The organism is Solibacillus sp. FSL W8-0372, from assembly GCF_037969735.1.
Taxonomy (GTDB): domain Bacteria; phylum Bacillota; class Bacilli; order Bacillales_A; family Planococcaceae; genus Solibacillus; species Solibacillus faecavium.
Window position 1 is genome coordinate 1,827,294 of sequence record NZ_CP150204.1, and the last position, 26,048, is coordinate 1,853,341.

A 26,048-nucleotide genomic window follows, 5' to 3' on the forward strand; every position below is an offset into this window, starting at 1 on the left:
TTGTAGATTTTCATAAGCGCCGTTATTTAATTTAGCTTTAAATCATGCTATAATAGAAACATTGTGTGCAAAAGAGAATTCTCTTTTTTTAGCAATCCAAAATACAACGAAACAATTCAAGGAGGTACCTGCATGATTCAAGTATCAGGTGTAGGTCTACGTTACGGTGACCGTAAATTATTTGACGATGTAAATATTAAATTCAACCCAGGTAACTGTTATGGCCTAATCGGTGCAAACGGTGCTGGTAAATCAACTTTTTTAAAAATTTTATCTGGTGATATTGAGGCACAAGAAGGCCACGTATCAATGGCTAAAGATGCACGTCTTTCAGTATTAAAGCAAAACCACTTCGAGTACGATGAATTCAATGTATTAGATACGGTTGTTATGGGTAATAAACGTCTTTGGGAAGTAAAAGCTGAAAAAGACGCAATCTATATGAAACCTGAAATGACAGACGAAGACGGTATGCGCGCAGCTGAACTTGAAGGCGAATTCGCTGACATGAACGGTTGGGAAGCAGAATCTGATGCTGCCACTCTTTTAAATGGTCTAGGTATCGGCGACGATCTACACTATATGTTGATGGCTGACTTAGAAGGTTCTGACAAAGTAAAAGTTTTACTTGCACAGGCACTATTCGGTAAACCGGATGTTTTACTTCTGGATGAGCCGACGAACCACTTGGACTTAAAAGCGATTAAATGGTTGGAAGAGTTTTTAATTAACTTCGAAAACACTGTAATCGTTGTATCCCATGACCGTCACTTCCTAAATAAAGTATGTACACATATTGCTGACTTAGACTTTGGTAAAATTCAGCTTTATGTTGGGAACTACGATTTCTGGTATGAGTCAAGTCAATTAGCGCAAAAAATGATGGCTGACCAAAACAAGAAAAAAGAAGAGAAAATTAAAGAATTAAAAGAATTCGTTGCACGTTTCTCTGCAAACGCATCAAAATCTTCTCAAGCAACGTCTCGTAAAAAAATGCTTGATAAAATTGAGCTGGATGACATCCGTCCTTCAAGCCGTAAGTACCCGTTCATCAACTTCCAAGCTGGTCGTGAAATCGGGAATGACGTATTAACAGTTGATGGCTTAACAGCTTCACAAGATGGCGAAGTATTATTCAAAGACATCCGCTTCTCAATGAACAAAGAAGATAAAATTATCCTTTTAGGTTCACCAAATGCAAAATCTGCATTTATGGATATTTTAATGGATCGTAAACAAGCAGATGCCGGTACGTATAAATGGGGTGTCACAACATCTCAAAGCTACTTCGAAATGGATCATGACCAATACTTCGGCGGCAATGAAAAGTCATTAGTTGAATGGTTACGCCCTTATTCTCCGGAAGATGAAACTGAATCGTTCTTACGTGGTTTCTTAGGCCGTATGCTATTCTCTGGTGAAGAAGTGAAGAAATCTCCTGCTGTACTTTCAGGTGGAGAGAAAGTTCGCTGTATGCTTTCAAAAATGATGCTTTCGAACTCGAACGTATTATTATTGGATGAACCAACGAACCACTTAGACTTAGAATCAATTCAAGCACTGAATGAAGGTTTAATCCGCTTTAAAGGCGCGATGATCTTTACATCACATGACCACCAGTTCATTCAAACAATTGCTAATCGCGTAATTGAGATCCGTGAAGACGGTTCAATTTTAGATAAGCCATTAACATACGATGAATATTTAGAGTGGAAAGATGCTCAAGGTTTATCTTAAGATAGACAATAAAAAAGAAGGTGTGCAGCTTAGCTGTACCCTTCTTTTTTTGTATTTTTATCGACTTACTCTCTAATTGACCGTTCAAAAATTTCAAGAATTTCAAGTAACTGTTTCTTCTCGCTTTCATCCGCCTTTAGAAGTTGAAGTTTGTCTTTGTATTCTGTTATTGAATAGCGAGATAGAACCGGTAAATCATACGTTTTTACAAGTAAATCAAATAAAGTTTGCTGTTCATCTGTTAACCAACTATGAAGTGCGTAAATATTTACGAAAATATACTGGCCCTCATTATTTAAACCGATAGGAGGCGCATATTCCGATAAAGTAAATGATAATTCAGGTTGCGGTTCAAGTGGTTTGACAACTTCATCTAGCTGCATATCCCACATTTTTTTAAATTGGTCTTCCCATAATAAATTTGCCGCTGTTCTGTAGCGTGCTTCAATCCAGCCCTTATTATAACGACCATCATGATCAATACCAATATTCCGATCTTTTATTAATTGTAAAAGCAGTTCATACTCTTCTTTCACTAATAAATAATCATTGATATAGGAAGACAAAGGTATTTCAAATGTCTGTAATAAATTATCCATATACTTTTTGTAATAAGGGTTTTGTAATTGTTCGTTTAGAGATTTTTCAATTTTTGCACGCGTACTTGAACGGATTGTTTCATCTAATTCAATACCAAAATCCTGTTTTAAATAATTAAACAAAGCGTACATCGCAACAATTTCTTCATTGGCAATTCGAAAAGCATAGAATTTTTTTGGGATTTCTTCTTCACGGTAATAATATTCATGCTCATACAGCTGTAATGTAATATCTTTATGTTTTCGTAATTGATTAACGTCAAACATAGGAATTTCATTAAACTCATATTTTGTCACTTCACCAATTTCCCAATCAATTGTCCGTTCCGCGATTTTAAATATTTCCATCAACTCATTCGCAATTGCTTGATTTTCTGATCCTGGTGCTGCTTCTTGCTGTAATGCATTTTTGTATAGAATAAAATTATACCGCGCCAATTCATGTAAATTATATTGTTTTTTTATAACGTAAAGAAAATCCCGCTGTTCCATTGTTAGATCAGATTCACTAAATTCTTTTGAAGCAAAAATCGTTTCACCAGCTAGATTTTTAGTGAAATTAAAAAAAGTACTGTCGATTGCGAACGGCAAATCGAATGTCGGACGATCAGGTTTTATATGGATGAACTCGCTTTCCGCTAAGTATTCCATGTAATCGAAGGAAATTTTCATTTTTTCCTGATAGAGCGTTTGCTGATCACTACTCGGATAGCTAAACAAGCCAGTTTCATCCTGAACGAGACCTTTATTACTGGAAAACATGTCTTCTTTTAAAAGATCATGTTCTGTATTAATTAATAAATATTGCTCGATATAGTCCTGATTGCTTATATTAAGCGCTTGGAACATGGTTTCAAGATAAGGTTTTAATAAATGATCCTGCAAATCCTTTGTAAGTTGCTCTTCTAAAAGTTCTCGTTGTAATTGACGCTTTTCCTCACTTAAGGTGATATTTTGTTGATGTAAATAATCGATCAGCGCATATTTATTTATTGCATCATTTAACGCAAAAAATGTTACAGCTTCTTTCGATTGCATTCGATGATCTCGGTAAAATAGCTCATACTGGTGAATTTTTAAGTATATCTCGCTTATCGGTCTAAAATTATCCCCACTGTCCGCAAGGGGGTTCATTTGCTCGTTTGTTTCTTTACTTTGTTTTTGCCAATAAGACATTCCGAACAAACCGGCAATGATAAATATAACAATCGCTATCCACTTTATTAATGAGGTATTTTTTATATTGGCTTCATTAAAATTTCGTATTAGAAACTCAACCTTTCATTTTTCTGTTTTTCTAAATTATATCATTATATGTAAAAATATGGTTCGAAAACATAAGTTGAGGATGACAAAATTGAAAAATAATATTTTCTAATTAAGTCCGTTCTGCTACGCTACTTGGCATAAAGTGAATTTCTGCAAAAATTGAGATTTAAACATAGCATTTCCGCTCGTTGCCTCGCGATAGCGCAAGCAGCTTAATTGCGTATTTATTACTTCACTTTATAATGAAGGCAAAATTTTGGGATTGGTGGGCCTCGCAAACGGCAAGAAAGGCAGTGATAAAGACACGCATCTCACGTGGCTTTATCGCTGTCTTGCCGTAGCCCACCAATCAAGTGAAATTTTATTAGAAAAGCAAGCCCATGTTATGGTGATGAGCCAAAAATATGCTAAACACAAAAAAAAGCTGCGTATCAATTGATACGCAGCTTAGGATTTGCAAGATTATAGTTTTGTTACGTTCTCTGCTTGTGGTCCGCGGTTTCCATCTACAACGTCGAATTCCACTTGTTGACCTTCGTCTAATGTTTTGAAACCTTCACCTTGAATAGCAGAGAAATGTACGAATACGTCATTTTCTCCTTCTACTTCGATAAAGCCAAAACCTTTTTCTGAATTAAACCATTTTACTGTACCTTGTTTCATATTGAATACCTCCAAAAATAAAAGTTAACAATTAAATGTCCTAATAAATAAAAAAACACACATTACAAGAGCACCGATCAACTAACTCGATTACTGTTTGTAATATGTGAATCCATTGTATTCGGTCAAACATTTCAATTGTTAAATACAGTATATATTCGGCTTTATTTCATGTCAATTAGAATAATTTAAATTATAAAAATTTTGATCTAAGTAGAAATTACCTCAGGAGTTAATATTATAATACCATGATAAATCTGACTGTCTTCATCACATGCTTCACAGAACTCACACTCTTCTTCAGACCAAAATGCATAAAAACGGTCATTTTTGTAAGCTTCAAACTCATATTTTTCGCGAAATTTTGCAAGTAACTGATTAAATGCTATTAGGAATTGTTGTTCTGTCTCAAATTTTTCAACAGATACAATATGTTCTTCCCAGCCCTCAAATTGCCACCAAGGCTCATAATCTGCTTTCATATATATAATTTGATACATAAACATTATCCTTTCTTTATAAGACCATTCTATACAGAGAACATGAATATGTCTAATAATCGATATTTTCATATGATACTACAAGTGATAAGACAAATAATAGTATAAATTTATTAAAATGGAATGATTGATTTTTTAAAGAACCTCACACAATATTCCCTAGCAGCTTTTATCGTTTTCAAACATTTTACTTTGTTATTTGAACAAAAACTTGATACGATTAGAAAAAGACTTTCATTTTTTTATTTGTGAAAGAATTAAAGTCTGAAACTTTTTTTCATTTCAAACGTATCAATAGTATCGAGTAAAGGAGGTACGAAAATGCTTGGTCCTATAAATTTTCTTACAAGACACTTAATAAACTTTTTAGTCTTCTCAACTGCTCTAACACTTACTTTTGTAAATTTATCGGGTATAGCGACGATGCTTGCACTACCTCTTGGAGTAGGTGCCTATCTCATTAGCAATAAGGTGACATTGGGCATTCAGAAAGCTACTCAAAGTAAAAAGCTAGGGCTGTCCAAATCCGAATATAATTTAATTGAAGCACAACTTAAACAGGCCCGTGCACATATTCAGGCATTGAATCAGCAGTATATCCGTGTACGTTCTGTACGCTCATTTAAACAAATAAATGAAATGTCTAAATTATCAAAGCGCATAATCAATATTGTCCAGACTAATCCTCAAAAGTTTTATGCTGTAGAAGATTTCTTCTATGCACACTTACCTTCAGCTGTTGAGCTGTCGGATAAATATACATTATTAACAAAAGAGCAGGTTCCTGGTACGGATGTACATTTAGCTCTGGAAGATACGCGTAAAACATTAAAAGAGCTTCAAATAACGATGGAATCCGATTTGAAGAGTGCTCTATCATCAGATATCGAAAACTTAAAAATCGAACTTGACTTTGCTAAAATGTCGAATGAAAAACGTAAAGATCGATTAAAAATCGGCGGTGAGTAACAAATGAATATGACGAATAATCCATTTGATGCCTTTACAACAAGTGAGAATACAGACTTACAAGTAAGTAAAGAACAATTTGCGGTGAACGTTGCGAACAATGCAGCCTCACCGCTTTTCGCATCATTATCAAATCAAATGAAGCAAAGGGTATTACAACTAGCGCAAAATTTGGAACCAAAACAATATGAAGATGTTCTTGCATTTGGTTTGCCCGCTCAGGAAGCATTAAAGAAATTTACTTCCCAAATGCTACAATACATCCAGCGAAAAGATGTCCGAAAAGTGGGTGAAGTATTATCTGATTTAATGCAGCATCTAGAAATGATAGATCCGGATGCTTTGATCGAGCAGGAAAAAGGATTTTTTGCAAAGTTATTTAATCGTTCCAAACAGTCTATTCAGGAAATCATGACTCATTATAATAAATTAAGTAAAAGAATAGACCGATTAAGTATTCAATTAGAATATAATCAAAGTGCCCTACTGAATGATTACCAGTTTCTAAATAAATTATATGCAATGAATGAGGAATACTTTCAGGAAGTTAATATTTATATTGCGACGCTTGAAGTAAAAAAACAGCATATGAGGGATGTTGTGTTGCCTGCCCTTCAACAAGAGGTAATAGAAGGTCAAAACCCTTTTAAACAGCATGAACTGAAAGATTTGGAAATGCAAATCGAATGGATTGACCGCCGTATGTATGATTTAGAGCTTTCGCGGGAAGTTTCCATCCAATATGCTCCCCAAATCCGTATGATTCAACAAACAAATCAACTGTTAATCGAAAAGATTCAAAGCTCTATTATGACGACTATACCTCTATGGCAGGCCCAAATAGCCATGTTATTGAATATGAACAACCAGCGTCGCGCTATGCAATCGCAGGAACGTCTTATGAATGCATCAGAGCAATTAATGCGGAAAAACGGAAAGATGCTCGAGGCTTCCAGTAAGGCAGCAAAACGTCCTGCACTATCACATAACGATGTTGACCGCTTTAAACAAACTCAGCTTCAACTATTGCATGATATCGAAGACACGCTACGTATGCATGTGAAAACAGATGAAAAGCGCCATGAGATCGAACATATTATTTTAGAGCAAAAATAAAAATGGGTACGTAAAAGACAAAATAGCCTTTTACGTACCCATTATTTTTAAGCAAAATACTCTTTGTAGAATCCGCCAACTTCACCTGTGTTATCAATAACAAAGATGAATTCTTCCGTCTCATTCTTCACTTCATATTCTTTGCCTACTGTTAATACATTTGATACTAAATACTTTGACGCATCCGTATGTACACATTTTACTGTACGAATCGTAGGTGCATCTTTCCATTTTAAATGTAGCATGCTGTTCCCTCACTTTTAACAAATATCTATACTCTTCTATTTTATATGATTTTACCGCTATAGGAAAGCCTCGATCGTATAAAAAACGGTAAGCACCAATAATTGATAGAAACAGTAGTACATGTTAAACTCACATTCAGAGGTGGAATTTATGGCATTTGGTAGTGTTCCAATGTGGTTTTTTGCAATAGCAATTGCATTTGCCGTTGTCTTTATACTTATTAGTGAATGGAATTCGAGAAAGTAAAGCTAGGCAAAAGAAAAACAAGGGTGTGTTCCGAATGAAATTTTCCGGAAACCCCTTGTTTTTTAGTAATAAGCTATTTTTATAGATGAATCACTATTTTTAACGCAACGTACGCTTTAAAAACTCCTTCGTCCGTTCATGACTTGGATTTACAAGTATTGCTTCCGGTGCCCCTTCTTCTACAATGACCCCTTTATCCATAAAGACGATGCGGTCTGATACTTCTTTGGCAAATTCCATTTCATGTGTCACAATCAGCATTGTATTTCCTTGATCAGCGAGGTGACGCATTACTTTCAATACTTCCCCTACCATCTCCGGATCGAGTGCAGATGTCGGTTCATCGAATAACATTACATCCGGATCCATCGCTAAAGCACGGGCTATTGCAACACGTTGTTTTTGGCCACCAGATAAATGCTTTGGTTTTGCGTTTTTATAGGCACTCATACCAACAAGCTCCAAGTACTTCATCGCATTTTGCTGTGCCTCTTCTTTTGAACGCTTCAACACCTTTATTTGCCCGACTACGCAGTTATGAAGCACGTCTAAGTTATTGAATAAATTAAACTGCTGAAAGACCATTCCTAAATGTGTGCGGTACTTTTCAATATGATGGCCATCGTTTAATATATTTTCTCCGTTATATATGATTTCTCCGGCTGTAGGCGTTTCGAGCAAGTTAATGCATCGTAGCAATGTTGATTTCCCAGAACCAGAAGATCCGATTAATGTCACAACTTCCCCTTTATTCACCTGGAAGTTAACATCTTTTAATACTTCATGGTCACCGAATTTTTTATTTAAATGGTTAATATCAATTACAACTGTCATAGTTTAATTACCATCCTTTTCTAGCTTATTGCCTGTAATGAGCTCCACTTTATAGGAAGCAGGTCCATCCATCTTCTTCTCAAACAGTAATAAGAACCTTGTTACGGTAAATGTCATAATGAAGTACAATACCGTTGCAATAAAGAATGCTTCGATATATTTATAGTTGCTTCCGGCAATCGAGTTCGCTGTGAAAAATAGTTCCACAACGGAAATAACACTTAATACGGAAGAATCTTTTATATTCATAACGAACTGGTTGCCTGTTGCAGGTAATATATTGCGTGCTACTTGTGGAATGACAATATGTAACATCGTTTGAAGATGATTCATGCCAATTGCCTGAGCTGCCTCAAATTGACCTTTGTCAATTGATACAATACCCCCACGTACATACTCAGCCATATATGCCCCAGTATTTAAACTTATAACGACAGATGCTGCAAGAAAGCGGTCAATGTCAATCCCTAAATATACGAGACCATAAAACACAACCATCGCCTGTACCATCATTGGTGTCCCTCTGAAAATCTCAACATATGAAGTTAAAATAAAGTTAAATACTTTCAAAATAATCGTTTTTACGTTCCTTTTACGTTGTGGAATTGTATGCATTATTCCGATAAAGAATCCGATAAGTGTTCCACAAATTGTTCCGATAATCGCTAATAGAAGTGCAGTCCAAGCTCCACGTACGAATAAATCCCAGTTGTTCGTAAACAAGTTCCATGATGATTCTAAAAATGCCATAGCCTTGTCCTCCAATTCTTTCTTATTAATATATGTATTAAGCAATGATAATAGAAAAAGGTTGTCTCCCGTTTGCCGGCAAGACAACCTTCATTAAACAATAATTGCAACACGATTATTGTGCTGCTGGTTGATTTGCAATTGCGTCTTCCATTAATTGCTGACGCTCTTCTTCCGAAATTTCAGCTAATACTTTGTTAATTTGTTCACGTAAATCAGATCCCTTTTTCAGCCCTACTGCTACAGCTGTTGAAGCTTCATCTGCTTCGAAGTTTGGCTCTGGAACGATATACTTAATGTTGTTTAATGCCATTTCAGCAGAGATCCCTTCAGGACGCTCAGAAACGTAGCCATCGATTGCACCTGATTGTAATTGCACGCGCATTGCACCAAAGTCAGTTGCTGCAACCTGCTTGTTTACACCTTCGATTTGGTCGATTACGTCATAGTGAGTTGTCGCTTGCTGACCAGTAATTTTAGCACCTGAAAAATCAGATAATGATGTTGCATTTGCATATGGACCATCTTCTTTTACGACAATTACATAATCGCTTGTATAATAGTTTTCTGTGAAATCAATCGCTTCCATACGATCTGGCATTGGCGACATACCTGCAATTACTAAATCAATTGCTCCAGATTGTAGAGAAGGAATTAAACCATCCCAGTCCGTTTTAACGACTTTCAATTCCATATCTAAGCCTTCAGCGATTTTTTTCGCGATTTCTACATCATAGCCTGCTGCATATTCTTTCGAACCATCAATCGGTACGCCACCGTTTGAATCGCCCTTTTGCGACCAGTTAAAAGGTGCATAACCGGCTTCCATACCAACCTTCAATACTTTCTTGTCTGATCCAGTTGTTGTTTCGTCATCTGAACCGCATGCTGCAAGTACAAATATTGTCATCATTGCGGTAATGACCATTAATAGTTTCTTTTTCAAGTTAACTCTCCCCTTAATAAATGTATTTCAGGCTTTTAAAAATGAAAAAAAACGACCAAAAAGGATATCCTTAGGTCGTTTACATTCACGATTAGCCCAAATCCTCTACAGTTCCCAATATGAGATAGCACACCTCAATCATCCGGGAAGAAGATTGAGACAGTCCTGCAATTATTTATTACAGACCCAGCGCTGTTAAATCGAGCTATAACAACACTTCGGCGATATTTCCTTCTTTTATACTTCACTGTCAGCTCAATGACTCCATACAAAACTATTAAATACCGCACCTCTACCTCACTAAGCTGTGAGGTTTTGTTATTAAATTAATAGTTTAAGTTTAACATTATTCCAACTTTTCCGTCAACACTCATTTTTCTGAAATTTAAAGGAAAAAAGCTAATTCGCAATATACATTACGAATTAGCTTTCAAAGTTTTAATTATGAATTTAATAATAAATCTTCTGGGTTTTCGATCATTTCTTTAACTGTTTTTAAGAAACCAACAGAATCTTTACCATCAATAATACGGTGGTCGTAAGATAATGCTACATACATCATTGGGCGAATTTGAACTTCACCGTTAACAGCTACTGGACGGTTAACGATAGAGTGCATACCTAAAATACCAGCTTGAGTACCATTCATGATTGGTGTAGACATTAATGAACCGAATACACCACCGTTAGTGATAGTGAATGATCCACCAGCCATGTCGTTTAAGCCTAATTTTTTGTCGCGTGCTTTACCAGCTAATTCAGCGATGTTTTTCTCGATTTCAGCAAAGTTCTTAGCGTTAGCATCACGAACTACTGGTACTACTAAACCTTCTTCAGTTGATACAGCGATACCGATATCGAAGAAATTGTTTAAGTGAATTTCATCACCGTTAATTTGAGCGTTAACGTATGGATATTTTTTAAGTGCTGCAACTACTGCTTTTGTGAAGAATGACATGAAACCTAATTTAATGTCGTTATCTTTCACGAATTGTTCTTGTTTACGTTTACGTAAAGCCATGATGTTAGTCATGTCGATTTCGTTGAACGTAGTTAACATTGCAGTTGATTGTTTAACTTCTAATAAACGTTTTGCAATTGTTTGACGACGACGGCTCATTTTTTCAACAGTTACACGATCAGTGTCACCTGCTGGAGTGAAGATCATTGGACCATTTCCAGCTGGAGCTGCAGTTGCTTGTGCAGGTGCTGCCGGCGCTGTGCCATGAGCTGCTACATCTTGAACACGTACACGACCTTGAGGATCTACTGGAGAGATCGCTGCTAAGTCAATGCCTTTTTCACGAGCTAGTTTACGAGCTGCTGGTGAAGCAATTACTCGCTCACCTGAAGTTTCTTCAACTGCTACTGGAGCTGGAGCTGCTGCTGCTTTAGGAGCTTCTTCTTTTGCAGGTGCAGCAGGAGCTGGTGCTTCCTCTTTTGCTGCAGGTGCAGGTGCTGCGCCTTCGCCAGCTTCAACTACTGCGATTACTTGTCCTACTAAAACAGTATCGCCTTCTTCAGCTAAAATTTGAGTTAATACGCCTGCTTCTTCAGAGATGATTTCAGCGTTTACTTTATCTGTTTCTAATTCTACGATGAATTCGCCTTTTTCTACGCGATCTCCAACTTTTTTAACCCACTGGGCAATTGTGCCTTCAGTAATTGATTCTGCTAATTCAGGGACTTTAATTTCAGCCACGTTCATATCCTCCTTTTATTACGCTATACAGTTATTGTATAGCAAGCTACCCCTACCTTGTATAGAAGTAGCTCGGTATCAATCAATCGATTATATTATTTTTCAAGTGCTTCGTTAACTAATTTCGCTTGAGCTGCTTTATGTGAATCGCCATCACCTTCAGAAGTTGAGCTCATTGCAGGACGACCTACATAGCGAACTTTTTTGCCTTCAGCAATTTCATATAATGTTTCAAGAACATAAGTCCATGAGCCTTGGTTTTTCGGCTCTTCCTGTACCCATACAATTTCTTTCACATTTGGGAAACGAGCGATAATATCTTTCACTTGTTGTGCTGGGAATGGGTAAATTTGTTCAACACGAACGATGTGTAAATGGTCAAAACCTTCGCCATCTTTTACACGTTCAGCTAAATCAATCATTACTTTACCTGTTCCAAGTACTACTTTTTCTACAGCTTCAGTATTTTTACCTAAACCTGGCTGTTCAATTACTTCCTGGAAACGACCAGTTGCAAGTTGTTCAGCAGTCGCTGCAGCTAATGGGTGACGTAATAATGATTTTGGAGAAACCACTACTAATGGACGTACACCTTCAGTACCTAATAATGCAGCTTGACGACGCAATAAGTGGTAGTAGTTGCCTGCGTTAGAGCAGTTTGCTACGAACCAGTTATTTTCAGCTGATAATTGTAGGAAACGTTCCATACGGCTAGATGAGTGCTCTGGACCTTGACCTTCATAACCATGTGGTAATAAAAGTACGAAACCAGATTTTTGACCCCATTTAGAACGAGCACTTGAGATGAAGTTATCAAACATTACTTGTGCCATGTTTGCAAAGTCACCGAATTGTGCTTCCCATACAGATAGTACGTTTTCGTTTTCTAAATTATAACCATATTCAAACCCTACAACACCTGCTTCTGTAAGTGGTGAGTTGTAAACTGTGAATGAAGCATTTGCACCTTCAACATGGTGTAATGGTGTAAATTCAGCACCATTGTTTTTGTCATGTAATACTAAGTGACGTTGAGAGAAAGTACCACGCTGTGCATCTTGACCAGTAAAACGAACCGGTGTGCCGTCTTGTGTAATTGTTGCATATGCTAATGTCTCAGCATGACCCCAGTCGATTTTACCTTCAGTAAATGCATCACGACGTTTTGCTAAAATTTTACCTAATTTGTTTTGTGGTTCAAAACCTTCACCAAATACAAGTAAATCTTCATTCACTTTAGCTAAACGCTCTGCATCAACTTTCGTGTCAATTTCAGGGAATTCAATTTTTAACTCTTCAGGCATCTCAGTAGATTTATGTTCGTCTTTTTCTGCCATTGCCTTAACATGGTCGTAAGCAGCTTGCATTTCTGCATAAATGCTTGTATCCAATGCCTTAACTTCATCTGCAGATAAAATACCTGCTTCAGCTAATTGTGCACCATATAATGCTCGGATTGGCTCATGTTTTGCTACTAATTTATATGTTTCAGGGTTTGTTACTGTCGGATCATCTGTTTCATTATGACCGTAGCGACGGTAACCAATCAAGTCGATAACGATATCTTTTTTAAACTTTTCACGGTATGCCGCTACAAAACGACCTACAGCTGCTACTGTTTCAGGGCTGTCTGCATTCACATGGATTACAGGAATATCATAGCCTTTTGCTGGATCTGATGAGTAGTTTGATGAACGAGAATCATGCAATTCAGTTGTGAAACCGATCATGTTGTTCGCGATAATCTGTACAGTACCACCAGTTTTAAAGCCAGCTGTTTGAGAGAAGTTAAAGCCTTCTGTTACAATCCCTTGACCTGCAAATGCTGCATCACCGTGAAGAATAATACCCATTGCAGAAGATGGATCATGCTTAGCAACGCCCGGTTTAGAAGTATCATCTTGTGCAGCACGCACAGAACCGATTACAAGCGGGTTTCCTACTTCTAAGTGAGAAGGGTTGTATGCTAATTTTACATTTAATCCAGAATCATGTGTGTAAGATGCACCCATATGATACTTAACGTCACCAGTCCAGCCTTTAGTAATTTGTAAACGGCCATCTTCCGGTAAGAAAAGTTCATTTGAAACGTGTGCGAAATCTGAGAACATCATATCGTATGGTTTTTTCAGTACGTGAGTCAGTACGTTTAAACGACCACGGTGAGCCATACCGATGCGTACATTTTTAACACCGTTTGATTCAGAAGCCTTAATGATTTCATCTAATAAAATGATTTGTGTGTCTAAACCTTCTCCAGAGAAGCGTTTTTGACCAACGAATGTTTTATGGATGAATTTTTCAAAGTTTTCAATACGTGTTAAACGCTCCAACACGGCTTTCTTTTCTTCTGGAGTTAAAGAGGCTTTAAATGCTCCTCCTTCAATTTGTGCTTCGATCCAAGCACGTTCTTCCGCGTTTTGTAAATGTGCAACTTCTACCCCTACTTTATCTGTATAAACAGACTTCAAGTAATCAATTGCTTCTTTACCGTTAGTAACGCCTGCAGGGACATTTGCAAAAAATACTGATGCAGGAATGGCCTGAAGATCTGCTGCCGTTAAATTGAATACGCTTTCTTCAATGCGTGAAGTGTCTAATTGACGATTTTTTAATGGGTACAAATCTGCTGCTAAATGACCATATTCACGAATAGATTCTGCCAATTTAACTGCTGCTAATACTTTTTTGTAGTCTCCAGTACCTGCTACAGCTGCTGTTGCAACTGGTTGTTGACCATCTGCAAATACAGGACCACCGTAAGCTTGGAATAACTGTACTAATTCCGGTTCAACTTCTTCAGGAGATTGCAGGAATAAGTCGTATTGCTCTAATACATAACCTAAGTTAGGACCAGAGAATGCAGACCATGGAGAACCTGCAGGTAATACATTGTTCGACATGAAAATAACCTCCAAATTTTGCCTTATGGCTGTTCCAATAATTTACTTAGAAAGAAATAATTTTATATATCACAATATAAAAATTATTATCCTTCTGCTGTTGATAATAAAGTATTACTTTTTTATCTACCAAAATAAATCAAATAATATTTTACCACTCTTCCACATAGACTAAAAGCACATTATAAAAGGGGGAAGAACGTTTTTTCCATCTCAATCTTACTACTCTTCACAAAAAATACAACTCTTTTTATAAAAATTAGCATATTTTTTCTTGAACTATTGAAATAATAAATAGATTGACTAAAATTATTCTATTTTTTATGGAATTTCAGGGAAAAAATAGTGCCTTTTTGTAAAGTACTATCCACTTTCATCAAGATTCGGTATTTATCGACAAGCATTTTTGTGATACTTAAGCCGAGTCCCGTACCAGCCACATGATTAGTACGTGATTCATCAACCCGATAAAAACGATCAAAAATATACGGTAAATGCTCCTTTGAAATGCCGAGCCCATTATCTTCTATTGTTACTAATATTGTTGAGTCCGTATCGTTATAAAGAATGTTTATTTGAAGATTTGGCACATTGCTATTATATCGTATACTATTACTCATAATATTTCTAAAGATTTGCGCTAGCGCATGTTCTGTTACTGCAGCCTCTGCCCTCTGTCCTACAACAGATAAGTTGAATTGTGTATCTGGATATAACTGTAGTAATTCTTCTTTCACCTGTTCATAAACTTCTTCTATATTAGCTGCCGCAGATTCGTCAGCTTCCTCCCTACGAGCCAGTTGCAATAATTCCTCAATCATTTTTTTCATGCGCGAAATTTCCGTTAAGGAAGTAGTTAATGACTCCATCAAAATTTCCGGGTCGTTTTTTCCCCAACGTTTAATTAATGATAAATGACCTTCGATAACCTGGATTGGTGTCCGCAGTTCATGGGAGGCATCAGCAACGAATTGTTGTTGCTTTGTAAACGAAATTTCAAGCTCATTCATTAACGTACGATACATCTGAAGTAATTCCCCTAATTCATCATGTGCTGAGTAATCGAATTGTGGCTGTGCTTTAAACCCATTATTTCTCACTAAATGCATTGCATCCCTCAGTTGGACAATCGGTTTAACTAATGCATTTGCTAAATAATAGCTGATTGAAACAGAGAAGAGCATTGCGCCAAATCCAACGATAAGTATGGTAGTCAGTATATAATTCATCATCGTATGGAATGTCGTCAAAGGATGAATGAGCTGCATAATTCCTTGAAATTGTCCAATTCGTACCGCTCTGTGGATGACATATCCTTCTGTACCGTCAATTGATTGTTTCTCTATAATAGTTGAAAAATAATTCATTTCTTCGGTTGGAAATTCCGCCGCAGATGTTACATCATTTATCCGCATAATTTCAATACCATCCAAATTAAATATACGAACCGTTTGCTCCTGGGTCAAAATTGCTTTCATTAAAGCTGAATTATTTTGCAGTTTCTGTATTGTAACAGTGTTCTCCTGTGCTTCAAAAAAAGTGGACATATCATCTATTGTACGTAGTGCATTTTTTTCTTCATTATTAATAAGCCAAGTTTGTAATGCTATATACAGTACAATTGAAATGATGGCATAACTTATAAAAATTGTTACGCCTACAGCAAGCATCCACTTTGATTTTAAGGATAAATGCAATTGTTTTATATATCCTTTTTTCATCCGCGCATCACATATCCTACCCCACGAACTGTTTCGATATACGGGTCGTTGTTTGTTTGAAGTTTCGTTCTTAGATGTCGAATATATACATCGACCACATTCGTTTCTACTTCAGTATCAAACCCCCAAACGGTTTCAAGAATGAGCTCACGAGTACATACATGATTTTTATTTTCCACAAGCAATTTTAATAAATCGAATTCCTTTCGGGTAAGCTCGATTTTCTTATTTTCAAACTGCACTTCATAAGCATCGACATCTATTTCTAAATCACGCACGACCAATTGTTTGGAAGTATGGGTATGCTTTACCCTTCTTAATATAGAACGAATCCTTGCGAGCAACTCCTCAATAGCAAATGGTTTCACTATATAATCATCCGCCCCTGCATCCAGTCCCGCCACACGGTCCATCACTTCATCACGTGCAGTGATTAAAAGAATGGGTACATCACTTGTCTTTCTTATTCTGCGGCATACTTCGATCCCATTTAACTGAGGCAACATCACATCTAATAAAATACAATTAAATATTTCACTTTGCGCTAATTCAAGGCCGGTTCTCCCATCATAAGCGACCTTTGTTTCAAATTGTTCGTGTTGAAGTTCCAGCTCTAAAAAACGAGCAATACTCTTTTCGTCTTCAATGATTAATATTTTTTGACTCATGCCTTTCCCTCTTTCAATCAAATAATATCTATTATTACAATCTAGTTTACCATTTGTATTTTAAATAAAAAAAGATACGGAATAAATTTTCCGTACCTTCCATTAGCTATTCCGTTATACATCACTAATACAATATTGATATTCCGGGGACTGTTTTGCTTGATATAATGCCTGGTCTGCCAAATCAATGAGCTCATCCAGGGATTCGCTATGCTGCGGGTAAATGGAAATCCCTATAGATACAGTAGGAGAGAAATGCACCCCTCTTATTCTCCATCCAATTTCCAAGTTTTCTTGAATGCGATTCATTATTTGTTCAATTTGAACCGTACGCTCTATTTCGAAATTTGATAGTCCAGTAAATACGATTAAAAATTCATCTCCGCCTAATCTTACGACTAAATCTTCTTGTCGAACACTTTTAACGAGTGAATTGCCAAACTGTATTAAAAACTCATCCCCTACATCATGCCCATATAAATCATTAACTTGTTTAAAGTTGTCACCGTCTAGATAGAAGATGGCCAGACTTGTATCAGCATGCTTCGCTTCACTTTGAATCAGAGGGAAATCTTTGTATAGTTTTCTGCGGTTGCCAAGTTGCGTCAAACTATCATGATAAGCCAAATAAGTTAATTTATCTTCCAGTTCTTTGCGTTCGGTAATTTCTCTGGATACCATCACAATTTCCGAAATTTCATGGTGCGATAAATCTAAGGATATCGTATAATTGCCCTCCGTCCATATCGGGCTGTTATCTTTTTTATGCAGCAGCAATTCGATTTTCAATTCTTCTACTAAATCGATTTCTTTAGGGTTTAGCGCTTCCTTCCATACTTTAATACTTTCAGGCATAAGCAAATCTTCGTAAGGAGCCCCAATTAGTTCATTCTCTTCGTAGCCGAGCTTTCTAATGTATGAAGGTGAAGCATATTTAATTTTCCCATAACGATCAGTCACAACGATAAAGTCATTCGTATTATCTGTAATCGCCCGGAATATCCGCTCGATTTTGTATAACTCAGACAGCAGTTGCTTTTCCGAAGAAATGTTATATTGTACAGTGAAATATTGTTCAATTTCCCCAAATTCATTTTTTAACGGAACAATTGTGGAGTCGACCCAATAAATTTCCCCATTCTTCTTGCGATTACAAACTTCATCACGCCATACATTCCCTTCTTTAACTGTGCTCCATAAATTTTCGAAAAACTCTTTGTTATGGGTACCTGAATTGAAAATATGATGTGTATTTCCGATGATTTCTTCACGACTGTAGCCGGTGTTTTTTATGATACGATCATTAATATCCGTTATCACTCCATGTACATCGGTAAAAATAACATCTGCTACTGAACTAATTGCATTTTTAAACATTTCCAAGCCATGTGAAGCTGTTCGCAAAGCTTGCTGTTGTTTAATAAATTCTGTAATCTCATGTAGCATAATAATTACAGCAATCGTCGCATCGTTACTAGTCAGTGAGGAGAAGGACGCAGTAAAACATCGACGCTCATTATTTTTATCAATAAAATATAGCATCTGCGATTGAATACTTTCCCCATTTTGAACGCATTTTATATATTTTTTAAGATGTTTTACACTCTTACCGTCCATAAAAGGCATTTCAAACAACTTTTGAGTAAGAGCATCTTCCATACAAATATTAAATTCATGAATAAAAGTAGGATTTGCTTCGAGCAAATGCATATCATTGGATACTAAAAGTGTAGATATAAATGAACTGGAATGTAATGAGCGCATGAAAAGATATTTGTCTTCCAGGTCACGCCCGAGGGAAACTTCTTTTGTAATTGCCAAAACATAAGTTTTTTCATTTATAAAAATTGGTATCGATGTCGTACGCTGTTTTCGAACTTCCATTTTATCATACGTATAATCTTCGTATTCCATTTGTTTTTGATTTTGTATAGTCAAATTATAGTTTTGAATAATCGGTTTTGCTAAATGGGAAGGTACGACTTGTTCTAATAACTTACCGGTAGGATTAACGTTTATTAATTCTATAGCCGCTTCATTAACATAAATATAGCGGTACTGATCATCTACTCTTTCCATAAAGAAAACAGCATCACTACTATTCTTGAATAACAAATCCAATTGATTTATGGAAAAAATGGCGTTCATTACTTGCTCCCCCTATTGCACTATTCACTGTGTAAAACTTCTTAACCTGTTTTCTGTATAAATATTACATTTATCATATTGTACTTGCTCTTCTGTTATAACACAATCAATAAACTCTATTTTATTATGACTATATTCTATTTCATAATACCCTACAATAGTTGCATTTCCAATAAGTGACAGTTTCCATTTATCATTATACTGTTCAACCGAACACTGGACGAAGCCACCTGGATTATAAACTGTAATTAAATTACCTGAAACAATGTTCTCCATTGTAGAAATCAATGCTGAAGCGGTCATTGCAGTACCACATGCATTTGTAAAACCTACACCTCGCTCATACGTGCGAACGAAAATTTCATCGTTTGAAATAGGCAGCACATAGCTGACATTTACACCATTTGGGCAATACTCATTATCCGAATTTAAAAATGCAGCTAGCTGCTGTTGATGGGATGTATTCTCTATATATTTTTTTTCAACAATTCCAATTAAATGTGGGTTAGGGACAGAAACGGCTGTAAAAGGAATATCTTCAGAAAATACCGCAATTCGCTCATGGTGCAATTCCTGCTTATCCTCTAAAAACAGCGGCAAAGATGATAATTCAAATGAAATAGGGGAAATCTCCACTGAATATGTTGGAAGCTGTTCAAAAATAGGAGCTTCTTTTCTTACTGTTAAACAAGCATGCATCGTTTCAATAATCGCTTCATCGATTTCCAATTTTTCGCATACATGTCGTGCAACACAGCGTAAGCCATTGCCGCACATAGAAGCTTCCGAACCATCCGCGTTTATGACGCGCATTTTAGCATCGGCAATATCGGAGGGCAAAACGAGCAACAGTCCATCTGCTCCTCCATTTATAGAAGGATTACATAATTGCTTAGCCATGTTCACATAATCAAGCTTATCGTCATATAATGCTTCGTATAAATAAAATGTATTTCCTGAACCGTGAACTTTAACTAATTGTACTTTCATTCTTTCGCCTCACCTTCTCATAATTACTATATTATACTTTGTAAAAAAACAAATTGTCATCAATATTATTATTAATTAGACTATTCAGAATATATAGACTTATAGTAGAAAAAAATGTTTTTTTCGAGCTTGAAAGTTGCGCCAAGAGAATATATTATAATAAAATGTAGATACAATTCTTATTTCGATATTGTTTTATTTGTCTAGGATAGAGCGAGACCGGCAAATTATGTTCCATAGTTTAACGTCAAATTCTTTTAGGTAAGATCAAGTTCGAAATGACTACTGCCTTATGATAAAGAACCTTTTAGCATTAGAAGATTATTTGCACTATTTCTTTACTACAGGCTCTACCATTTTCTTCTTAAAAGGAGGCGTTTCACATGTTAAAACAAAGAGAACTTCATGAAACTGCAGAATTATACGAATTATTACGTCATCCGTCTGTGTTTCCATATGTACGTCAAAAAGCAACTTCTGCTGAAGAGTACTTATTTATGACTAAACAATTAATCGAAGAAGAGCAAAACGGCCAAACAATCTCACGTACGATTGTTGATGAGTGGGGCGCTCCAATCGGCACAATTAGTATCTTTGATATTCAGGATGGTGCCGGTTTTTTAGGTACTTGGATTGGGAAGCCATATCAAGGAGTAGGCTACAATCAAAAAGCAAAGCTGGCGTTTTTAAATGAGTTGTTTTTTGATTATGATTTCCATACAGTATTTTTACGCGTACGGGAAGAAAATGGTCGATCACAGGCAGCGGCATTAAAATTGCCGTATGTAATCGATGCTGAGCTTACAAATCCACTGCTTTTTGAAGAAATCAATCAAGGCACTACAAAATTTCGTTTATTCAAAATACCAAAAGACCTGTTCTACTTAACAACTGCCAACACGCAAGAGGAAGCAGAAGAACAAGCGATGTAAAATGAACGTTTTATAAATCAGGCATGCATTATCAATAACTTATAAATTAAAGCGAAAGGCATTCTCCACATTGTTGGGACGCCTCTCGCTTTTTATTTTTCATATTGAGTAATTAAACCGACCATTTCCTTCGGGGTTTTAGGATGTTCAACTTCAACCATATGGTCAATCATTTCATCTGCTTTTGCAGTAAGGTGATTGATGGCTTGTAAAAATGATTCTTTTGTCAATTTTTCTTCATCCAATACTTGTGCAAACCCCTGTTTTTTAAATAGATTTGCATTTAATATTTGATCCCCACGACTTTTTGCCGCTGATAAAGGAATTAGCAGCATTGGCTTATGCAGTGTCAAAAATTCAAAGATAGAATTTGAGCCCGCTCTTGATACGACATAATCTGTTGCATATAACAGGTCCGGCAATTCATTCGTCACATATTCAAATTGACAATAGCCTTCCAGATTATTTAATGACGCATCTTTATTCCCCTTGCCGCAAAGGTGAATGATTTGGTATTTTTCGAGCAATGCCGACAAGTTACTACGAAGTGCATCGTTAATTACCACCGACCCTAAACTGCCGCCCATAACAAGAAGTACTTTTTTGTCCGAAGTAAAATTGCAAAGTTCCAAACCACGTTCGCGGTTACCTTCAAAAAGTTGCTGCCGGATAATCGAGCCAGTACATGTGGCTTTATCGCTCGGCAAATGCTTCATCGTCTCTTTAAATACGGTAAAAATATGCGAAGCGAATGGCAATGAAATTTTATTTGCCAACCCTGGTGTTACATCCGATTCATGTACAACGACGGGAATATTCGCCAGTTTGGCTGCTATTACTACCGGTACCGACACAAAACCACCTTTTGAGAAGATGACAGTCGGTTTCACTCGCTTAATAATAGTAAAAGCTTGTGTAACCCCTGCCAACACTTTGAACGGATCCGTAAAGTTCTGCATTGAAAAGTAACGGCGTAGCTTCCCGCTTGAAATGCTGTGATATGGTAATGTCGGAAAGGCATTCCCTATCAGTTCTTTTTCTATGCCATCATGCGAACCAATATAATGTACTTTATATCCTGCTTCTAATAAGGATGGAATAATTGCCTCATTTAAAGATACATGACCGGCTGTTCCTCCACCTGTTAAAATAATTGATTTTTCGTTCATAATTTTCTCCTAACAAAGCAAATGTCATTTTTTATATTTTATGCATCAAGACATTTCAACATGCTTCGATAAATATCATATTATTTAGTCTGCCATTTAATTTTAGTTAATTTTTTATTAAAATAGTTTTTTTAGGCCCATTTTCTACATCTATTCATGTATGCCTTTAATAATTATTATTTTTTAAAAAGTATTTATTGGTAATTCACCACAATTCACATAACAATTTTACATCGTTTTATTTTAAAGTAAATTTAAGTATACCGTTAATTGTAGCACAATTGAACCCGATATAAAATGCTTGTGTTAAAGATAAACGGATGTCGACCAAATTCAAATTAAATATTATAAAATAATTATTATTTCAATAAAATATAAATAACACAGCTTAGCATTTTGTAAATCCTCCGCGAGCGTACGTTAACTAGCAATAATTAAAAAGATAAAAAGGTCCCGAGAGTTCGTCTCTCGAGACCTTTTGTCTACATTCTTTTTAAACCACTATTTATAAGTGATATACCAATAATCTTTACTTTTTAATAAATTGCTGTGTCCAAATGTGGCCGTTTTTAACATAACCTACACCGATATGCGTGAAATTTTTATCTAGAATATTAGCGCGATGTCCTGCTGAGTTCATCCAAGCTTCTACAACCTGCTCTGGTGATTTTTGACCTTTTGCGATATTTTCACCTGCAGCTTTATACGAAATCTTCAATGCTTTCATACGATCAAATGGGCTACCAAATGTCGGTGAAGTATGAGAGAAATAGTTATTGTCTTTCATATCCTGTGATTTCTCTCGAGCTGCTGCCATTAAAGGACGGTCTATTTGTAATGCCTTTAAACCGTTTTTAGTACGCTCTACATTTGTTAGTTCTACTACTTTCTCTTCAAATGCCGCTACTTGATCAGTAGCAGTATTCGTTACTGCATTCGTATTCTTTACTGTCGATACTGTTTCAGTTTTTGGTGTTGTTGCATTTGTAGAAGGACTAGTTGTTGTTTGCTTTTTAGTAACTTCTTTAACAGATGTATTTTTACTTGTATTTGATGATACCTCTTGTTTTTGAGGTGTATTTTTTTGAGAGTTATATTTTTGATTCAGCTTCATCTTATATTCTGCTGCTGATTGATAGTAGTTGATTCCTGTAGTTGTTTTGCCCCCTTCGTTTGCGTTCGCATTCGCAACGGGTGCTTGTGTTGCAAAAAGTATTACTGCACAAAATGGTAATATTAATTTTTTCATTTTGTACGCCTCCTTTCGTAATCCCATCGTAAATGAAAAATCTATAAAAAAATGGCCTATAAATTGGTAAGTTGTCCATCTACCAATTTATAAGCCTTATAATCTTAAATCTCACTTCATTTTCCCTATAAATTTATCCAATTTCCTCAAACATTGCATTTGAAAAGGTATTGACGAGTTATTGTCCAATAATTTCCACGTCTTTTATATTCTCTCCGATTATTACGAGGCTTGGTGTCATCTTCACGTATTCCGGTAGCCATTGCACCATACCGTAAGCATATTGAAACAGCATCGGGTTTTTAATCCCTTCAATCGGTACATATCCCTTCATGCGGTAAACCGTTTCCGGAAGTTCCCGTATCCACCCTTCAAACTGTTCTTGAGTAAAACTAGTATTAAAATGTACTAATCTAGAGCCTAAGTTAAAGCTTTCACCGATGCGCGCTGATACGATGTCATCCTTTGAAACACGGGCTGTCGATTGCATATTTTGTAACAAGTTAAGTGGAACACGACCATTCGTTGTTTGTAAGATGAACGCTTTTGAATTAAACCCTTGCAGTTCATATACAACTTGAGCTTGTTCGGAATCTGTCAGCAAATCCGTTTTATTCGCTAATATTAAGTGTGCATGGCGAATCTGCTCCATAAACAGCGAACGAACTTGTGGTGTTAAAGTAGTGCGATCTAACCATAATCGGCTATCGGCTACTGTAACAATACCTTTTATATTCAACTGTTCTGCAAATAATGGCGAATACACGGCATCCAGTGCCTCTACAGGATGTGCTGCACCTGTTGTTTCAATAATTAATACATCAAATTCCTGATCATGCAAAAGCGATTGAATTTGCGCCTCGGTCTTTTCTGCGCCACTACAACAAATACAGCCTTCGAGCATTTCCTTTAAAGGTACATCTGACTCTACAGATTGCGAATCAAAAGGCAGCTTGCCTAATTCATTCATAATTACGGCTGGCTTTAAACCTGCTTCCTTCAGTTGACGAATCACATCCGTTAACATGGAAGTTTTGCCACTTCCTAAAAAGCCACTAAATAAATAAACATCTTTCATATTTTCACTTCCTATAATAATGGGCTAGCAATAAAGTGATTTCCACTTTATACTAGCCCATCTTTTGTATTAGTCTGCTGTTGTTTCTTCAGGCGTTACACCTAATAGTTCTTTAGCTTTTAAAATTTGAGGATCTTCAGTTTTGAGCTTTTCACTAATGGCATCCATTAATGCATATGTTGTATCTCCTGTTAAGATCCCCGTTATTTCCAGCTCATTTTCTTCTTGATACGCTTTTAAAGCCGCTTCAGTTGCTTCATCAAACTTAGTATTCACTTCGCCCGGGTCATAGCCCAGTACTTCGAGAATACGTTCTGCCGTTTCAATAGCTACATGTTCGGTACCTAATTCATAAGTTTGAGTTGGGTCAATATATGGCAGTGAAGCATAATCTGGATAATTCACTTTCACGTCAGGCGTGATTCCTTTTTCATTTACCCAGTTTCCATCTGGTGTTAGCCATTTACCCGTTGTAAACTTTAAGTTAGCGCCATCTTCCATGTAAATTACTTCTTGCATTGTGCCTTTACCGAATGATTTTAAGCCAATAATTTTTGCATTTGCCGATTCTTTTAAAGCTCCTGCTAAGATTTCTGAGGCAGAGGCGCTTCCCTCATCGATTAATACCGTTATAGGCAGCTTATATTTAGAACGATTATCCGCCGCAACAATTTGAGGCTCTAAATTACGCTCTTGAATTTGTACGATGGTTTTACCTTGTTCAACGAATAGGTTTGAAATGTCGATGGCCGCTTTTAAATACCCACCAGGATTTTGGCGAACATCTATAACAATCCCCTTCAATCCTTCTTTTTCAAATTCGATTAGAATTTTTTCGAGTTCTACTGCTGTATTTTCACTAAATGATGTAATTTGAAGATGAGCTATTCCTGATTCATCTAAATCACCATATACTGTTTCCACAGGGATGTCATCACGTACTAGCGTCAAGTCAAAGCTTTCCGCATCTCCGCGTTGAATTGTTAATGTCACCTCTGTACCTTTTTCTCCACGAATAAGGAGTACAGCTTCAGTGGAACTCATACCTTTTACACTTTTGCCGTCAACTGCCAGCACCATGTCTCTTGGCTGTAAACCAGCTTTTTCAGCAGGTGTATTTTTAATTGGAGAGACAATCATAATGTAGCCGTTTCTCTCTTGAATTTCTGCACCAATGCCTTGGAAACTTGAAGAAAGGTTTTCGTTAAACGAGCTAGCCTCTTCTTTGTTCATATAGTCTGAATAAGGGTCTCCCAATGCATCAAACATTCCGTTGATTGCACCATATACCACTTCTTCTTCATTTACATCTTCGAAATATTTTTGCTGAAGTGTATCATATGCATCATATAGCTTTTTAAATTCCGGTCGTTCAACAGGTACCTTTACTTCAACGACCTTTTGCTCACCAAACGTTAATGCAAAGATAGTTAAACCAGCTGTACATATAATTGTTAGGAAAATGAGCATAATGAATGCGAATGGTTTCATCCGTAAATACTTACCAGCAGGCTTTTCAACTTTAACTTGCTGCTCACTTTGTTCTGTTTGTCCTACATCTCTTTTTTGTTCATCCATTTTAATTTCACCACTCTCATTTTTACACTGACTGA

At 36.4% G+C, this 26,048-nt stretch carries 22 protein-coding genes and 1 riboswitch; of the genes, 5 read left to right on the forward strand and 17 right to left on the reverse strand.

The window, feature by feature from the left end:
- The first annotated feature begins 132 nt into the window (after nt 1-132).
- Nucleotides 133-1,737, forward strand: a complete 1,605-nt coding sequence (locus MKY13_RS08985; RefSeq protein WP_191698980.1) for an ABC-F family ATP-binding cassette domain-containing protein — start codon at nt 133-135, stop codon at nt 1,735-1,737.
- Nucleotides 1,738-1,802: 65 nt separating this feature from the next.
- Here the strand turns inward: MKY13_RS08985 and MKY13_RS08990 are convergent, their stop codons facing one another.
- The gene (locus MKY13_RS08990; RefSeq protein ID WP_339216627.1) at nt 1,803-3,512 is read right to left on the reverse strand and encodes a hypothetical protein; all 1,710 of its coding nucleotides are present in this window, start codon (nt 3,510-3,512) and stop codon (nt 1,803-1,805) included.
- Nucleotides 3,513-3,861: 349 nt separating this feature from the next.
- Between MKY13_RS08990 and MKY13_RS08995 the strand changes: the two genes are divergently transcribed.
- Nucleotides 3,862-4,044, forward strand: coding sequence for a hypothetical protein (locus tag MKY13_RS08995; RefSeq protein ID WP_339216629.1), 183 nt, complete (start codon nt 3,862-3,864; stop codon nt 4,042-4,044).
- A 23-nt stretch (nt 4,045-4,067) separates the two neighbouring features.
- Here the strand turns inward: MKY13_RS08995 and MKY13_RS09000 are convergent, their stop codons facing one another.
- A complete protein-coding gene (locus MKY13_RS09000; protein WP_191698978.1) occupies nt 4,068-4,268 on the reverse strand; it encodes a cold-shock protein in 201 nt (66 codons plus the stop codon).
- Between the two features lie 209 nt (nt 4,269-4,477).
- Nucleotides 4,478-4,774 carry a DUF1033 family protein gene (locus MKY13_RS09005; protein WP_339216631.1) on the reverse strand — a complete coding sequence of 99 codons (297 nt, stop codon included), beginning with the start codon at nt 4,772-4,774 and terminating at the stop codon, nt 4,478-4,480.
- A 315-nt stretch (nt 4,775-5,089) separates the two neighbouring features.
- Between MKY13_RS09005 and MKY13_RS09010 the strand changes: the two genes are divergently transcribed.
- Nucleotides 5,090-5,737: a 5-bromo-4-chloroindolyl phosphate hydrolysis family protein gene (locus tag MKY13_RS09010; RefSeq protein ID WP_191698976.1), complete on the forward strand. Its 648-nt coding sequence runs from the start codon at nt 5,090-5,092 to the stop codon at nt 5,735-5,737.
- Between the two features lie 9 nt (nt 5,738-5,746).
- Complete coding sequence (locus MKY13_RS09015) at nt 5,747-6,853, forward strand: toxic anion resistance protein (protein WP_339216634.1); 1,107 nt, start codon at nt 5,747-5,749, stop codon at nt 6,851-6,853.
- 47 nt (nt 6,854-6,900) lie between these two features.
- Here the strand turns inward: MKY13_RS09015 and MKY13_RS09020 are convergent, their stop codons facing one another.
- From MKY13_RS09020 to dapF, 10 genes are all read right to left on the reverse strand, one after another.
- Nucleotides 6,901-7,098 (reverse strand): DUF6501 family protein, encoded by a 198-nt coding sequence (locus MKY13_RS09020; RefSeq protein WP_191698974.1) that lies wholly within the window; start codon nt 7,096-7,098, stop codon nt 6,901-6,903.
- 346 nt (nt 7,099-7,444) lie between these two features.
- Nucleotides 7,445-8,179 (reverse strand): amino acid ABC transporter ATP-binding protein, encoded by a 735-nt coding sequence (locus MKY13_RS09025; RefSeq protein WP_339216636.1) that lies wholly within the window; start codon nt 8,177-8,179, stop codon nt 7,445-7,447.
- A 3-nt stretch (nt 8,180-8,182) separates the two neighbouring features.
- On the reverse strand, nt 8,183-8,929 hold the full coding sequence (locus tag MKY13_RS09030; RefSeq protein WP_339216638.1) for an amino acid ABC transporter permease: 747 nt from the start codon (nt 8,927-8,929) through the stop codon (nt 8,183-8,185).
- Between the two features lie 115 nt (nt 8,930-9,044).
- On the reverse strand, nt 9,045-9,875 hold the full coding sequence (locus tag MKY13_RS09035; protein ID WP_191698971.1) for a transporter substrate-binding domain-containing protein: 831 nt from the start codon (nt 9,873-9,875) through the stop codon (nt 9,045-9,047).
- A gap of 117 nt (nt 9,876-9,992) precedes the next feature.
- Nucleotides 9,993-10,178: riboswitch (Lysine riboswitch) on the reverse strand.
- Between the two features lie 139 nt (nt 10,179-10,317).
- Nucleotides 10,318-11,577, reverse strand: coding sequence for a 2-oxoglutarate dehydrogenase complex dihydrolipoyllysine-residue succinyltransferase (gene odhB / locus MKY13_RS09040; protein ID WP_191698970.1), 1,260 nt, complete (start codon nt 11,575-11,577; stop codon nt 10,318-10,320).
- Between the two features lie 95 nt (nt 11,578-11,672).
- Nucleotides 11,673-14,480 carry a 2-oxoglutarate dehydrogenase E1 component gene (locus tag MKY13_RS09045; protein ID WP_339216640.1) on the reverse strand — a complete coding sequence of 936 codons (2,808 nt, stop codon included), beginning with the start codon at nt 14,478-14,480 and terminating at the stop codon, nt 11,673-11,675.
- Between the two features lie 314 nt (nt 14,481-14,794).
- Nucleotides 14,795-16,201, reverse strand: coding sequence for a HAMP domain-containing histidine kinase (locus MKY13_RS09050; RefSeq protein WP_339216642.1), 1,407 nt, complete (start codon nt 16,199-16,201; stop codon nt 14,795-14,797).
- A complete protein-coding gene (locus MKY13_RS09055) occupies nt 16,198-16,869 on the reverse strand; it encodes a response regulator transcription factor (RefSeq protein WP_339216644.1) in 672 nt (223 codons plus the stop codon). The genes MKY13_RS09050 and MKY13_RS09055 overlap by 4 nt, the downstream gene beginning before the upstream one ends.
- Before the next feature lie 114 nt (nt 16,870-16,983).
- The gene (locus MKY13_RS09060) at nt 16,984-19,017 is read right to left on the reverse strand and encodes a diguanylate cyclase (protein ID WP_339216646.1); all 2,034 of its coding nucleotides are present in this window, start codon (nt 19,015-19,017) and stop codon (nt 16,984-16,986) included.
- A 24-nt stretch (nt 19,018-19,041) separates the two neighbouring features.
- A complete protein-coding gene (dapF, locus tag MKY13_RS09065; RefSeq protein WP_339216648.1) occupies nt 19,042-20,007 on the reverse strand; it encodes a diaminopimelate epimerase in 966 nt (321 codons plus the stop codon).
- Between the two features lie 383 nt (nt 20,008-20,390).
- Here dapF and MKY13_RS09070 point away from each other — a divergent pair, with 383 nt between their 5' ends.
- Nucleotides 20,391-20,939 carry a GNAT family protein gene (locus MKY13_RS09070; RefSeq protein WP_339216650.1) on the forward strand — a complete coding sequence of 183 codons (549 nt, stop codon included), beginning with the start codon at nt 20,391-20,393 and terminating at the stop codon, nt 20,937-20,939.
- A gap of 92 nt (nt 20,940-21,031) precedes the next feature.
- On the opposite strand, the gene MKY13_RS09075 is transcribed toward MKY13_RS09070, so the two are convergent.
- From MKY13_RS09075 to MKY13_RS09090, 4 genes are all read right to left on the reverse strand, one after another.
- Nucleotides 21,032-22,108, reverse strand: coding sequence for an undecaprenyldiphospho-muramoylpentapeptide beta-N-acetylglucosaminyltransferase (locus tag MKY13_RS09075; protein WP_339216652.1), 1,077 nt, complete (start codon nt 22,106-22,108; stop codon nt 21,032-21,034).
- 529 nt (nt 22,109-22,637) lie between these two features.
- Nucleotides 22,638-23,357 (reverse strand): CAP domain-containing protein, encoded by a 720-nt coding sequence (locus MKY13_RS09080; protein ID WP_339216654.1) that lies wholly within the window; start codon nt 23,355-23,357, stop codon nt 22,638-22,640.
- 178 nt (nt 23,358-23,535) lie between these two features.
- Entirely contained in the window at nt 23,536-24,435 is a 900-nt protein-coding gene (locus MKY13_RS09085) for a CobW family GTP-binding protein (protein WP_339216656.1), read from the reverse strand.
- Between the two features lie 69 nt (nt 24,436-24,504).
- Nucleotides 24,505-26,013 carry a S41 family peptidase gene (locus tag MKY13_RS09090; RefSeq protein WP_339216658.1) on the reverse strand — a complete coding sequence of 503 codons (1,509 nt, stop codon included), beginning with the start codon at nt 26,011-26,013 and terminating at the stop codon, nt 24,505-24,507.
- Nucleotides 26,014-26,048 lie beyond the last annotated feature (35 nt).